Raw genomic sequence first — 13,836 nt, forward strand, 5'->3', positions numbered from 1 at the left:
TGCGCTATTATGCGTGCAAGGGGGCCGTTCCAATTATGTCCAGAGAATCGGAAATACTTTCCATTGTTGAGCCGCACAGCGAGCGCAAAGCGCTGCGCGTGGTGGGATGGTTCTCAGCGGGCATGGCTCTGGCTGGACTGAGCTTCCTGGTCGGCTATGAGTTGCGGTGCCGGTATAAGTTCAACAAGCGGACGCCGTATGACTTTTTCTCCCATGCCGAGGGAGAGCAGCAAACGGCGAATGAGTTTGGGGTCGGTATTTAGCTGCTGCGCGCAGGGCGGACTGCGCCTTCGGCGCCATCTGTAGGCGCATTTGTTAATCCAGCCAAGATAACTCCACATCAGCAACTGCAACATGGATGCTGGAGTGCCAATCAAGAACGAAAAAGGAATAGCAGAGTGCTTGAGATGGGATGGTTTTTGCCAGCTCTTCCGGTATTGTTTGCGGTTCCATTCTGCTGAAACTGAACCATAGTTTCCCGGATGTTTGAACGCAGATTCAAAATCTGGACTCTCGATTATGCAAAACAAAACGCCACGAAAAAGCAATTCTGCTTGCCGGTAGCGGCTTCGATCTTGCGGAGGCATATCGGGCAATCCAACCAGAACCTCAATCTTGAACTTGAGTGTGGCGTGGATGTAATTGTGTGTAATTTCGCTGATAGTGGCGTCGTGGAATCCGTTTGGTAGCGTCTGATCGATGTCTTCTAAAGTCATTCGGTATTTTCCTGATTGCAGCTAAGAATAATCCAAATTGAATAACGGACTACTTTTCCTACCTTCATGTACGCCCACTGATTCTTCGCTTTGCGTTAGGCTGAAATCTTATGGGCCGCATCCGAATCCTCTCTGACCAGGTCGCAAACCAAATTGCCGCGGGCGAAGTTGTAGACCGGCCAGCATCGGTGGTGAAGGAGCTGCTGGAGAATTCGCTGGACGCTGGTGCGACGCGCATTCGAGTTGAAGTGGAAGCCGGCGGGCGCAAGCTGATTCGAATTGCGGATGACGGAATCGGGATGAACCGCGACGATGCGCTGCTGGCCTTTGAGCGCCATGCGACGAGCAAGCTGAGGACGGCGGACGATCTGCTCTCGATTGCGACGCTGGGGTTTCGCGGGGAGGCTCTGCCTTCGATTGCATCGGTTGCGCGGGTGAAGCTCGAGACCAGTGACGATGAGGCAGGAACGCGAATCGAGATTGCCGGCGGGAAGATTCTGCATGTGGAAGATGCGGCCCTGGCGCGCGGGACGACGATCAGCGTCTCAGACCTGTTCTTCAATACGCCGGCGAGGCGGAAATTTCTGCGGGCGGAGGCGACAGAGCTCTCGCATGTGACAGCGCTGGTGACGCATTACGCGCTCGTGCATCCGGAAAAGCATTTTGAGCTGGTTTCGGCGAGTCATACGCTGGTTTCCGCACCGCCGGTGACGCGGACGGCGGAGCGGGTGTACCAGATTTTTGGCAAGGACACGCTTGAGAAGCTGCTTCCGGTGGCTGCGGAGCTGAAACTGGAGCGTGGGGGATTGCCGGAACCGCCGCCGTGGAAGGTGGATCCCGATGAGCCGAAACGCGCCCCGGGACAGTTGCGGCTGACGGGGTTTTATTCCAAGCCGGAGCTACAGAAACTGAATCGGAATTCGATTTATATCTTTATCAATAAGCGGCTTATTCGCGACCGGCTGCTGCTTCATGCGGTGTCAGAGGCGTACCGGAACATTATTCCGCCGACCTCTTTTCCTGTTGTACTGCTTTTTCTGGAGATGCCGCCCGAAGAGGTGGATGTGAATGTGCATCCGGCGAAGACGGAAGTGCGGTTCCGGCAATCGGGCGTGATTCACGATTTTGTGCGGGACAGCCTACGGATGGCGCTGGTGAAAGCGCGGCCTGTAGCGGCGTTTGCGGCTTCGCTGGATGCACCGAATGCGAGCCCATCGCTGATGCCTCCGGCAGAGTCGAGGCTTCCGGGCTCGTCTATTTTGGGTCCTCCACAGCCGGATTCCGAGCCGGTGGGCGCGGCAGAGGCTGAGCCATTTCAACTGACGGAGTTTGAGCTACCTCCGGAGCCAGTGCGGCTGCCGTTTACCTCTCCAGTTCCAGACCTGGCGGGCGGCTTGGCTGCGCTCGCAGAAGCTCTGGTTTCAAACGCAACGGAATCAAATGATTACGCGGTGGCTACAGCGGAGGTGGAAGCGCGGCAGGCGGCGGAGACGCTGAATCATCTGGCGGGGCTGAAGCCTTTGGGGCAACTTAAGGAGTCGTTCATCCTGGCGACTGGGCCGGAAGGGCTTTGGATCATTGATCAGCATGTCGCACACGAGCGGGTTTTATTTGAAAAAATTTTGCGCGAGCGGGCTGTGGAAAACGTGCAGCGCCAGAGGCTGCTCATGCCGCTTCTGGTAGAGCTAAAACCGGCGCAAATGGTTGTATTTGCAGAGATTGCGGCTGAATTGGAGCGGAACGGGTTTGAGGCGGAGCCATTTGGGCCGCAGACGCTGGCGGTGAAAGCCGCGCCGGTGGGTCTGGAAGGCGCGCAGCTGGAGCGGATGCTGCAGCAGGTGATTGAGCAGACGAGTGGAGCAAGCGGCGCGGGCGTAGATACGGAAGTTCACGAAAACGCGCAGAATCATAGCCTTAGCGCGCTCAAGACGCGTATTGCGGCGTCCATTGCATGCCATGCTGCGATTAAGGTGAATACGCCACTTGACCCGGCGATAATTGAGTGGCTATTGTTGGAGTTGGCCAGGACAGAACACCCAACCAGCTGCCCACATGGACGTCCAATCGCTTTGTTGTATTCTTGGAGAGAGATCCAGCGGGCCTTCCACCGTATTTGACAGGTAATAGGAAGGCGGCAGCCCACCCCCAGGGGGCGGGACTGCCCGGCGAGAACGCCAGCCTTGGAAAAGAGGTTCTTCTTTGACATCGGAGCAATTGGAAGCAGCGCGCGCCGAACGGATGCGCCAAAATGGAATTGGGGCCCTTACTTTGGAGGATGCCCGGACGTGGATTGAAGAGACGGGCTTGTGTCTCTTTTTGCCGCGGAAACAGTCGACCCCTTCGCTTGCACCTTCGTTTGTGGAGGCGGTAGCTGGGGAGAGGAGTTCGGCACCGGGCCCAAAACAGATTGCGCTGGCTGAGGAATTGCTGGTGCGACTCGAGCTGGACAATGTGGCGGTTCGACTGAACCTGCTAGGCCAGCCGGGCGAACAGCCGGATTATATTGTGGCAACGTGGGTGCTTCCCTATGTGTATGCACTCCGCGGCGATCGTGACTGGCGCAGGGTTCCGCAGTTGACGGGATCGCGTCAGGTTTCTCCGCTGGCCATTCAGGCTTACAAGCGCCTTGAGCAGGGCGAAGCAAATATCTCCGAATTAAAAACGATTCTCGGCCAGGGCGTGACCGAGGTGGCGGTGCTGCGCGCCATTACAGAGCTGTGGCAGCAACTGCGCATTATTCCCGTAATTGCGGCGCCGGGCAAGGCTGCAAAATGGCAGCTTCTGCGGGTGCGTTTCCAGAAGGCGATTGCCGAGGGAGCCTCAACTTCGCAGGTAACGGCGATTTCAGTATTGGCATCGATCTTCCTGCAGGCTGTGATTGCCGCCAGCATGGAAGAGGTGGAGCTGTTCCTGGCGGCGCTGACAGCGCGGAGCAAAATCCGTGAAGTCCTGCGCGGACTGGTGGCGACGCGGCAGGTGCATACGCTGTCGATGGGACATGCGCCTCATTTCTACGTGGCAGGAACGCTGCCGGAATTTAGTGTGGCTCCGCAGATCTACGCCAGCGCGACGCTGGGCGGATATGGCTACGGTGCATCCGGTTATTCCGGCAGCTATGGAAACGGATACAGGTCCGGCGGCGGCGGGTACTATGGCCGCGAGGAAGAGCTGGAAGACAGCCACGTGGAACCGGTAGAGACGGTTTCCGCCGGGCGCGAGGAAGAGAGTGCTGTCCGCAACGGCGGCGCGAAGAACAAGAACGGCGCGCGTCCGCACTTCAGCCGGAATGGGCACGGTTCATCCGGCCATGGAGCTGCACACGCAGCAGGAACGCGCAAGCCCGGAGCGACGACCAGCAGAGCCCGGTCGGCGGAAAGCCGCCCGGCAAAAAGCGCTGGAAGCAAGACCGCGAGCAGCAATGGGCATGTGCGGAGCGGCAGCAGCCGTCCGGCGAGCAGCAACAGGCCAGGAAGCAGCAGACCTGGAAGCAGCAGGACGACTACTTCGGCGAAACCGGCTTCCGCGGTGCGCCGTGGCGGGCTGAGCCGCACTGCAGCAGGAGCCGCGGGCCCGAGGCGGAAACCGGCGCTGGCTGGTAGCAGCTTCCGTGGCAAGCAGGGGACCAAGAAGCGCGGATGAGCACGGAGTTTCATTCAGAACACTCGTCTGCATCTGCTCCAAAGATCATCGTTGCGATTGACGGCCCCGCAGGGGCCGGCAAGAGCACGATTGCGCGCCATCTCGCGCGGCACTTCGGGCTGCTCAATCTGGAAACCGGGGCGATGTATCGCGCGTTTGCGCTTAAGGCGCTGCGTGCGGCACTCTCTCTGGATGAAAGCAGCGCTTTAGAGCGACTTGCCGGAGAAACCATCATTCATCTTGTGCCTACATCGGGGGAGAATCGCGTCTTTCTCGACGGCGAGGATGTGACCGGGGAGCTGCGAAATGCGGCTGTGACGGATGCGGCCTCGCGCGTGAGCGTGTTTCCTGTGATCCGGGCATGGATGGTGCGTCTGCAGCAGCAGATGGGCTCTGCCGGCGGCGTGGTGATGGAAGGCCGCGATATTGGAACGGTGGTTTTTCCGCACGCGGACGTGAAGATTTTTCTGGATGCCGCGCCCGAGGTGCGGGGAATGCGGCGATTCGAGCAGATGGGCGCGCATACCGAACGGCAGCCGGATGAAGTGATTCTGGAGTTGCGCGAACGCGATAAACGCGATCGGAATCGCGCGGATTCACCGCTGAAGCCGGCTGAGGATGCGGTTGTGCTGGACTCGACCGATATGACGCTGGCTGAGGCAGTGAAGGTGGCGGAGCGGCTTGTCGAGGCCCGTCTGGCCTGAAGAGTGTTTTTCAAAAAAAGCGCATTTAACAATGGGGCGGAGTAAGTTTGCCATGTGGATTTTTAGAAATAATTTACTAAATCGACTATCAACTGTGTCACTCTAGGGGTACTTCCCCTTTTGGGATTCTGGCCTTGAGCCGACCATATTTCAGACAAAACTAGAATAAAGACTAACAATGAGCTTTTGGCCAGACTTCGCTGCGCGTCGTTTCTAAGCTCGAATCGCCGAACGGAAAGTATGGGAGTGTTGGTATGTCGTTGCCTGTGTGTCGAAGCTGTGGGTCCCAGGAGTTTCGCATTTCACATCTCCGCCGAGCGGATCTAAGCAGATTGCTGGTTCTGCGTTATCCGATTCGCTGCAAGATCTGTAAGGAACGGGATTTTACCTATCTGGGAACGGCGCTTTCTTTGCGTCACAAGCGCAAAAAGAAGAATCACGTTATTGCTCAGAACGGACATGCCTGATCTAATTTCCTTCCGCTTTCATATCTCTTCTTTCTCATTTGCACTGACTACCTGTTGGGTGCTCTGCCGGAAAAGTACGATAGGCTCTTAACAGAGCGATGGAAATTACCTGTAGCCGCTGTCATCAAGCCATCCCCGCGGATGGCTTATATTGTCCCTCCTGTGGACTCCCTCAGCTGGTGTATTCCAGTGAAGAAGGAGCTGTGCCTTCGCAGGTGAACCAATGGGACACGGTGCTGCACGAGCCGGGCGCTGTGGAATGGAAGCCGGCGCTGCGCGTGGCTCTCCTGCTGGCGATTCCGGCGGGGTTGATTTTCGGAACATCCTTCCTGGGACTTCTGGGACTGGTTTGGATTGCTGCCGCGGCTGCGTGGGTCGTGTTGCTGTATGTGCGCAGGCAGCGCGCTGCGAAGCGTCCAGTGCTGTTGACGACCGGCGCAGGTGCGCGCATCGGGCTGGTGACAGGGCTTATTACGGGATGGATTGCCTTTGCTTCGATGGGAACCTATCTCTATCTCGAACGTTTTGCTTTTCATCAGGGCAAGGACTTCGACGATTTCTGGCAGACATTTGTGGCGCAAACCTCCCTGCAATGGCAGCAGGCAAGCGCGGCCAGTCAGGATCCCCAGACGACAGGTGCGGTCTTCAAGTCATTGACAGCATGGTTGCTTTCTGCGGAAGGACGAGCGGGGTCTACGATTGGCGGCCTGATGCTGATTGAGTTCATGCTGGTGGGCCTGGCCGTGGCGGGCGGTGCGCTGGGCGCGAAGCTGATGATGAGGACACAGGCGAGGAACTAAGGACGAAGATGTTTTCTCGTTCCTGGCACTTTGCTTTACTTGTCCCACCCCTGCCTCGTATCATCCGTCGAGAAGCGGAACAACGAGAATACCCCGATGAGTGAAGCTACTGAGAAAACTTCCCTGCGCGTGAAGGGCAGGCTGATGTCCGCCTCGGAGATCGAGCGCACGCTGGTGCGCCTGGCGCACGAGATTGTCGAGAAGAGCCAGGGCGGCGAAGGCATGGTGCTGATCGGCATCAAGCGCCGTGGCGTGCCGCTGGCGGAGCGCCTGGGCAAGCTGATTTCGACGATCGAGAAGACGCCTGTGCCGACGGGCGTGCTGGACATTCAGTTCTATCGCGACGATCTTTCGACTGCCGGACTGAAGCCGGTTGTGACCGTGGGCGCTCTGGGCGTGGACATTGTGGGCAAAGATGTCATTTTGTGCGACGACGTGCTGTACACCGGACGCACGATTCGCGCAGCTCTGGATGCGCTCTTCGATCATGGACGGCCGCGGCGTGTACAGCTGGCCGTGCTGATTGATCGCGGCCACCGCGAACTGCCCATTGAAGCGACCTATGTGGGCAGGACTATCCCGACGAGCAGCCGGGAGATTATCGAGGTAAAGTTTCAAGAAGTCGATACGGACGAGCAGGTTTTGTTAGTTGAGCGAATTGATTGAAGAATGTTCACCGCGTTTATCCAGAAGCTTGGCTCAAAGCAAAAAGCTAAGAGCTGATAGCTAAGAGCTAGAAGCTAACATGACAGCTGTACGCCGCAAGTCGAATACTCCGCCTGTTTCCGCATCCCCTTTTCCTTACAATCCTGGTTCGCTGCTCTCGGTCAACGATCTCTCGCTCGATGAGCTGAACCACATTCTTGAGCGAGCGACGGCGCTTGAAAAACAGGACCCGCTGACGCGCGACCGCATACTGATCAAGCGCCGCGTGGCGCTCCTGTTCTACGAGGCTTCCACTCGGACAAGAACCAGCTTTGAGCTGGCGGCCAAGGCTCTGGGCGCGGATACGGCGCTGGTGTCGAATCTTTCCTCAAGCATTGAGAAGGGCGAGAGCCTGAAGGATACGGGGCTGAACCTGCGGGCACTGGGCGCGGAGGCAATTATCCTTCGGCACAGCTTGTCGGGCGGGGCGTGGTTGCTGGAAGAGTCGACGCGGCTGCCGGTGCTCAATGCCGGCGATGGGATGCATGAGCATCCCACGCAGGCGCTGCTCGATCTGCGGACGATTCTGGCACACCTGGTTCCGAATAGCGGGAAATCCGTCGGGAAGAAGGTGGGGCCAATCGCCGGACCGGAGACGCTTGCCGGCGTAACAGTAACCATTACGGGCGACATTCTGCACAGCCGCGTGGCGCGGTCGAATATGCTGCTACTGCCGCGACTGGGCGCGCAGGTGTTGCTATGCGGCCCAAAGGAGCTGTTGCCGGAGATTGCTGTGGCGGAAACACCGGGTGTGAGAATTGAGCGGGATTTTGAGGCGGCGCTGAGCCGCTCGCGGGTGGCAATGATGCTGCGCATTCAGGCGGAGCGGCTGGCCGGCTTACAGCTTGATCTCGACGAGTATAAAGCGGGGTATCAACTGACCGGCGAGCGCCTCGCGCGGTTAGCGCCTAAGGCTGTCGTGATGCATCCGGGGCCGATCATTCGCGGCCTGGAGATTACGGGCGGCGTGGCGGATGGGCCGCAGTCCGCGATTCTGGAGCAGGTGACGCACGGACTGGCGATTCGCATGGCGGTGATTGAACGCGCGCTTGGCGCAGGCAGAACGGAGAAGCGCGTATGAGTCCGACGAGTGCGATTGCCATCAAGGGCGGCCATCTGATCGATCCAGGCACGGGAATCGATGCGCCGAAGGACATTCTGCTGAAGGATGGCCGGGTTGCGGAAGTAGCCGCGCCGGGAAAATTGAAGCAGGCAGCAGGCGCGCAGATTCTGGACGCAAAGGGGCTGGTGGTTGCGCCGGGCCTGATCGACATTCACGTGCATCTGCGAGAGCCGGGCCAGGGTTACAAAGAGACGATTGCGACAGGGACGGCGGCGGCGGCCGCGGGTGGATTTACGGCTGTGGCGGCGATGCCCAATACGATTCCCGTGAATGACTCGCCGGAGATTACGCGGTGGATGCAGTCGCCCGAGCGCGGCGCCAGCGTGCGTGTATTCCCCATTGGTGCGGCAACGCGCGGATCGAAGGGCGAGACGCTGAATGACTTTGCCGCGCTGAAGGCTGCGGGGTGCGTTGCCGTGACCGATGACGGGCATCCGATTCTGAAGGACAGCGTGATGCGCGATACGCTGGCCGCAGCGAGCCGCGTGGGGCTGAGCGTAATTCAGCATGCGGAAGATACGCGGATGACTGTGGGCGCAAGCATGAATGTGGGGCCTGTGGCGTTTCGGCTGGGACTGCGAGGAATGCCCGTGGAGGCCGAGTCAGGGCTGGTGGAGCGCGACATCCGGCTCGTGCAGGATCTGCGCTCAGACAAGGTGCACCTGCATGTGGCGCATACCTCAACGTCAAAGGCGATTGAGGCAGTGCGGCAGGCGCGGCGGAACGGGTTGCGAGTGACATGCGAGGTGGCTCCGCACCATTTTCTGCTGACGGATGAGCATGTGGGCCACTACGACACGCACTGCAAGATGAATCCGCCGCTGCGAAGTGCAGCGGACCGCGACGCGATGCTGGAAGCGATTATGGACGGCGTGGTGGACGCGATTGCCACCGATCATGCGCCGCATGCAAGCCACGAGAAGGAAGTTGAGTTTGAGCGCGCTCCGAATGGGATTACGGGCCTGGAGACTGCGCTGGGACTATGCCTGGCATGGCTGCATCGTGAGGCGAAGATGCCGTTGGGACGGGTGCTGAGCCTGCTGAGCGCACAGCCTGCGGCGGTGCTGGGGCTGAGAGGGCGCGGAACGCTGGCCGTGGGCAGCTTTGCTGATGTGATTGTCTTTGACCCAAATGTAGAGTGGGTGTACCGGGCGGCGGAGGGCAAGTCGAAGTCGCGGAACACGCCGTTTGATGGCTGGACGATGCTGGGCAAAGTGCGCTGGACGGTGAGCGAGGGGCGCGTGGTGTACGGCAATTAAGCCGGCGCAAAAGAATAATTTGCGGCAAGGGCGAATCCAAACTACTATGGGTCCGGAAATACGTGAGGGAATCTATGCGGTTCGCACGCAACGCACGCAAAATGCTCGCCCAGTCCCTACTGGGCACGATGATGGCTGGCGGCATGGGGATCGCACAGGGGCCGCCGCCTAATAAGCCTGGCTCACCTTCCCAGGGGCCGAGCAAACCATCGCGCCCGCCGTCTCAGGGACCAAGCCGGCCACCGAATTCATCGAAACCGCCTGGCCAGCCGGGCAGACCACCAGGACAACCCGGTAAACCACCCGGACAGCCGGGTAGACCGCCCACGCAGCCTGGCAGACCACCGGCACAAGGGCCGAATCGGCCTCCGAAACCGGGGCCATCCCGCCCGCCCGGTCCACCGCCTGGGCATGGTGGCCCGTCGAGACCGCCCGGACCGCCGCCACGTCCACGTCCGCCGGGTCCAGGTCCGTCGCGCCCTCCGGGCCCGCCACATCAGTGGCATCCACCCAGGCCACCAGGAGGGGGTGGAGGATATATTCGCCATGACAACTGGCGCAGAGGATACCGCCTGCCGCCTGACTACTGGCGGAGGGGCATGGTGATCAACGATTGGCACCACTACCACTTGGTTCAACCGCCGTATGGGTATGAGTGGCGCTATATTGATGGGAACTTTGTGCTGGCCGCAGTTGCTACCGGGATCATTTCCTCGATCATTGCAGCGGCGATGCAATAAGCTGCACAGCTCAAAACGGAAACAAAATCCCGGTGGCCCGAAAAGGCTGCCGGGGTTTTTGTTTTGTGGGTGCAGGCTAAGTGCCCGCGAATCCCGAGGATACAACTTGCGCTCTTCCTAATGTGGAAGGTTGTGCCGGCGGAAAAATCCAGAGGGGCAACACGGACGCAATCCTGAGAATCAAATGGTCCTGGAAGTACTTAGATTATTCGAGGAGAATCTATGCACCGTATTCAGAGACTCGCCGCTATCCCATTGCTGGGCATAGCACTTATGGGAACGAACGTAGTCCTTGCTCAAGACCATCACGACAACGGTCATTATGTTCACCATGCTGAGTGGAAGAAGGGATACCACATGAAGCAGGAGGACTGGGGCCGCGGAGACCACATCGACAATTGGAAACAGTACAAGCTGCGCCAGCCGCCGAACGGTTACGAATGGCGTCGTGTGGACGGCAACTTCGTGTTGGGCGAGTCATCCAGCGGCGTGGTTGCGTCGGTAGTCATAGCTCACTAAACGCACAGGGTTGAACCTGGCGTAAAAAAGCGATTGCGGGTAGTCCCGTCAGCCGCTTTACTCAACGTTACTTTCGTGCAAAAGTGCCCTCAGAAAGTTTGCATAGAATAAAGTCCATCTATGCCACACTCATAATCAGACCTAAAACAAGGCCCGAATCCAAGGATTCGGGCCTTCATGTTTTTCTGCCGCAAAGATTCTCCGCCAGGAAGACAGGTTGGACTTCAAAAGTGGTATTTTCACCGGGTTTTGACCGCATTTTCGCAGCTTTTTTCTAAGCATAAAATTGGTATAAACTATATAAAAATGAATAACTTGCGCCGGGTGAGAAAAAGAAAAAGCAAAATTTTTCCCCCGTACAGATTCTGTAAATCTGTAATTCTTTAAGTCTCATGAAAGCTTAAGTCTATGAAAAAGAAACGGATAGCGAGATCGCGCATCCGTTCTTCTCAACAGATTCGGTAAATTGGCAAATCGTTGCCGTGCCGGAAGTTAACCCTTGCGCCGGTAAAGGATCTGGAACTCGAAGCCGGGATTGGCGGGAAAGAGATTGGCAATGTGGCGGAGGCGCTCCGCGAGGGCGGGAGCGGCGAGAAGCGGGTACTCGCGCTCACGCAGGTCGTGGTAGTCGAAATCCACCGCGAGAGCAAGCATGTAGATGGCGAGCGCGTCTGAGAATGTGGCCTCGGCGTACTGGCTGCGGGCTTGCTCGTCTGTCATCGGCTTGCTGTCACGGGACCGCTTGTGATCGTCGTTCGGCAGCCTGGAAGCGAGCCCGGAGTTGAGCGCACGGCGGCGGGATTCCCATGCGTCCACGCTGGTTTCTCCCCGAACCTGAGCCTGGGCCTGCGACCAGACGAGATCGCCGAAGCTGCCGGGGACGCCCGCGGCGTCGACAAAATTGTGCGCGATATTGATGAAGAATTCAAAGGCGAGGCCGAAGCGGTCTTCGACGAGACGCGTAGAGAGAAAGACAGCATCCGTTGTGCCTAAGCTGGCGTTGCGATGGCAGACGGCACGGTCGCCGAGATCGACAGTGTAACCGGGAGCGATGAGGGTTTCGCCAGTGTCTGCAATGGCAAGCGGCACAAAGTAATAGGTGCGGCGCGCGAGAGCGTCGGACATGGAGGCGGGAACGGCGCTGACGAGGCGTTCGAGATCCGATTCGGGAAGACGGGTCTCCCCCCATGAGGTGTAACGGATGCCATTCGAAGCAGTGGAGACGCTGGCTTGCGAAGCCACTTTCTCCGCCTGCCATAATTCGATCTGAGCGCTCGATGTCATACAGAACTTGTATTCTAGATGAGTGACCCTATGACGGCGATACAACAGACAGAATTTCGGCAACCCGGTAGTGAAAAGGGCGAGTCAGGAAAGATTTTTGGATTTCCGCTCAAGGGCTTTGGGCTTTTCAGCAGTCTGCTGCTCTCGTTTGCTTCCGCAATCATCACCTTTTGCTTGACGACGATGGTGGCGATCTTTTCGCTGCTGGTGTGGCGGATGGCAGGGCATGCGGGAGTGGATTTTGCGATGAGCTACCGCGATGTGGGCTTTCCCGCGTCGATGGGGGTGCTGGCACTGGCGCTGCCGTTTTTTCTCACGCTCTGGGTTCGAGCCAAGTTCTTAAAGTAGAGGCAATGCGATGCCTGTCTATTCGATTTCAAAAGATGATCTCGAGCTTGCGAGCACAAATGGCGGCGAGCCGATTCGCAACTGGTGCGCCGCGCTTGAGGCCGGGCAGGTCGTGTATTTTCCCCAGACGCCGGTAGCGATCCCCGAAGGCGACCTCAAGACGCTGCTCACCGGTGAGCAGACCGACAGCCGGCTGCATAAAAACATCGCGTACAAGCCGAACCGAGATGAATTGACTGGCGTGGATGAGAAAACTTCGCCGCCGGAGGCTGTCCGGGAGCTGCACGCGATTATGCGGCGCTATTCAGCGAGCGTGGAAGAGTTTCTGATGCGGTTCCTTGCGCCATATCAGCGCAGATGGACACTCGATTACGCGAGCTACCGGCCAATTGAAGAACAGGGACGCGATCTGAGCGTGCGGAAGCGGAACGACCTACTACATACGGACGCGTTTCCGACTCGGCCGACAAAGGGTTGGCGAATTCTCCGCTTCTTTCACAACATTCACCCCACGCGGACACGGGACTGGGTGACGGGCGAGCCGTTTGCAAAGATCGTGGGACAGTTTGCGCCGGCAAAGATTGCGGTTCCGCAGCCTGATAGTGGTTTGGCGCGTGCAGGCAAACAGATCGCGCAGGCAGTAGGGCTGGACAAAGCCGTTCCGCAGTGGAAGCGCACCCCATACGACGAGTTCATGATGCAACTGCACAACACCATGAAGGAAGATGCAGCTTTTCAGGCCGGCTGCGTACGAGAGGAAGTGCGCTTCGCACCTGGCTCAAGCTGGATGGTGTACACGGAGACGGTGCCGCATGCGGTGCTTGCCGGGCAATATGCGCTGGAGCAGACGTTCCTGGTGGATCCGGCAGCGATGGTGACGCCGGAGTCCGCGCCCGTAGCGGTGCTTGAAAAGATGGCCGGCGCAAGGCTGGTTTAAGCGGTGGGAGCCAATTTTCTCGAGTTCTAGGAAAGAGGAGCGACGCATACCCTGATGTATGCGAGCGACAAGTGACAACGAAATCGGAAAATTGGCCCCGCCACAAAATGGCTCGGCCCCGTCAGGGATATACCTGAGCGGGGCCGATCATGAACAGCAAGAGGACTCATAAGCCGAATTCTGTTTATGCGGTCATTCCTCTAGGCGAAGCGTTACCGCTTACGCTCATCAGCGACCTACCCGGAGGTTTCGGCAATTGCTCAAGCCGCCTTGCCGCATCGGGCCGATACGGAGCGCGCCGTGGCTCTTTTAGCGCGCTTTCCTCCCTATTTGGTCTTGCTCCGTGTGGGGTTTACCCTGCCTGCCGCGTTACCGTGACAGCGGTGCGCTCTTACCGCACCTTTTCACCCTTACCTGACTGGCCGCGAGGCCACTCAGGCGGTATCTTCTCTGTGGCACTGGCCGTCCACGGGCCTTGACGCCCGCGTCCCGGACGTTATCCGGCACACTGCCCTGCGGAGTTCGGACTTTCCTCCCCCGAAGTCATGCTTTCGCATTTCTTCGGCAGCGACCGCCCGGTCCTCCTGCCAGTGCT

The 13,836-nt window shown here is 58.5% G+C and carries 13 protein-coding genes and 1 other RNA gene; 11 read left to right on the forward strand and 3 right to left on the reverse strand.

Going from position 1 to position 13,836, the window contains the following annotated elements; translation table 11 throughout:
* Positions 1-113: 113 nt before the first annotated feature.
* Positions 114-716, reverse strand: coding sequence for a hypothetical protein (locus VO84_RS12055; RefSeq protein ID WP_058187846.1), 603 nt, complete (start codon positions 714-716; stop codon positions 114-116).
* A gap of 110 nt (positions 717-826) precedes the next feature.
* Here VO84_RS12055 and mutL point away from each other — a divergent pair, with 110 nt between their 5' ends.
* The 9 genes from mutL (at position 827) to VO84_RS12100 (ending at position 10,672) form a co-directional block, all read left to right on the forward strand.
* The gene (mutL, locus tag VO84_RS12060; protein ID WP_058187847.1) at positions 827-2,833 is read left to right on the forward strand and encodes a DNA mismatch repair endonuclease MutL; all 2,007 of its coding nucleotides are present in this window, start codon (positions 827-829) and stop codon (positions 2,831-2,833) included.
* A gap of 313 nt (positions 2,834-3,146) precedes the next feature.
* The gene (locus VO84_RS12065; protein ID WP_157439855.1) at positions 3,147-4,355 is read left to right on the forward strand and encodes a hypothetical protein; all 1,209 of its coding nucleotides are present in this window, start codon (positions 3,147-3,149) and stop codon (positions 4,353-4,355) included.
* Positions 4,352-5,059 carry a (d)CMP kinase gene (cmk, locus tag VO84_RS12070; RefSeq protein WP_058187849.1) on the forward strand — a complete coding sequence of 236 codons (708 nt, stop codon included), beginning with the start codon at positions 4,352-4,354 and terminating at the stop codon, positions 5,057-5,059. The genes VO84_RS12065 and cmk overlap by 4 nt, the downstream gene beginning before the upstream one ends.
* A 682-nt stretch (positions 5,060-5,741) precedes the next feature.
* Positions 5,742-6,326: a hypothetical protein gene (locus VO84_RS12075; RefSeq protein ID WP_157439856.1), complete on the forward strand. Its 585-nt coding sequence runs from the start codon at positions 5,742-5,744 to the stop codon at positions 6,324-6,326.
* Between the two features lie 96 nt (positions 6,327-6,422).
* Complete coding sequence (pyrR, locus tag VO84_RS12080) at positions 6,423-6,992, forward strand: bifunctional pyr operon transcriptional regulator/uracil phosphoribosyltransferase PyrR (protein ID WP_058187851.1); 570 nt, start codon at positions 6,423-6,425, stop codon at positions 6,990-6,992.
* Between the two features lie 79 nt (positions 6,993-7,071).
* Positions 7,072-8,112 (forward strand): aspartate carbamoyltransferase catalytic subunit, encoded by a 1,041-nt coding sequence (locus VO84_RS12085; RefSeq protein ID WP_082661927.1) that lies wholly within the window; start codon positions 7,072-7,074, stop codon positions 8,110-8,112.
* On the forward strand, positions 8,109-9,413 hold the full coding sequence (locus VO84_RS12090; RefSeq protein WP_058187852.1) for a dihydroorotase: 1,305 nt from the start codon (positions 8,109-8,111) through the stop codon (positions 9,411-9,413). Before VO84_RS12085 ends, VO84_RS12090 begins: the two co-directional genes overlap by 4 nt.
* A 143-nt stretch (positions 9,414-9,556) precedes the next feature.
* Positions 9,557-10,153: an RcnB family protein gene (locus VO84_RS23160; protein ID WP_269431424.1), complete on the forward strand. Its 597-nt coding sequence runs from the start codon at positions 9,557-9,559 to the stop codon at positions 10,151-10,153.
* 222 nt (positions 10,154-10,375) lie between these two features.
* Positions 10,376-10,672 (forward strand): RcnB family protein, encoded by a 297-nt coding sequence (locus VO84_RS12100; protein ID WP_058187854.1) that lies wholly within the window; start codon positions 10,376-10,378, stop codon positions 10,670-10,672.
* A gap of 492 nt (positions 10,673-11,164) precedes the next feature.
* On the opposite strand, the gene VO84_RS12105 is transcribed toward VO84_RS12100, so the two are convergent.
* On the reverse strand, positions 11,165-11,956 hold the full coding sequence (locus tag VO84_RS12105) for a hypothetical protein (protein WP_058187855.1): 792 nt from the start codon (positions 11,954-11,956) through the stop codon (positions 11,165-11,167).
* Positions 11,957-11,986: 30 nt separating this feature from the next.
* Between VO84_RS12105 and VO84_RS12110 the strand changes: the two genes are divergently transcribed.
* Positions 11,987-12,304, forward strand: coding sequence for a hypothetical protein (locus VO84_RS12110; RefSeq protein WP_058187856.1), 318 nt, complete (start codon positions 11,987-11,989; stop codon positions 12,302-12,304).
* A 10-nt stretch (positions 12,305-12,314) separates the two neighbouring features.
* Positions 12,315-13,241 carry a Kdo hydroxylase family protein gene (locus VO84_RS12115; protein WP_058187857.1) on the forward strand — a complete coding sequence of 309 codons (927 nt, stop codon included), beginning with the start codon at positions 12,315-12,317 and terminating at the stop codon, positions 13,239-13,241.
* 153 nt (positions 13,242-13,394) lie between these two features.
* Here the strand turns inward: VO84_RS12115 and rnpB are convergent.
* Positions 13,395-13,828: RNase P RNA component class A (gene rnpB, locus VO84_RS16295), an RNA gene on the reverse strand.
* Between the last annotated feature and the right edge of the window lie 8 nt (positions 13,829-13,836).

This window comes from Occallatibacter gabretensis (genome assembly GCF_001449115.1).
Classification (GTDB): domain Bacteria; phylum Acidobacteriota; class Terriglobia; order Terriglobales; family Acidobacteriaceae; genus Telmatobacter; species Telmatobacter gabretensis.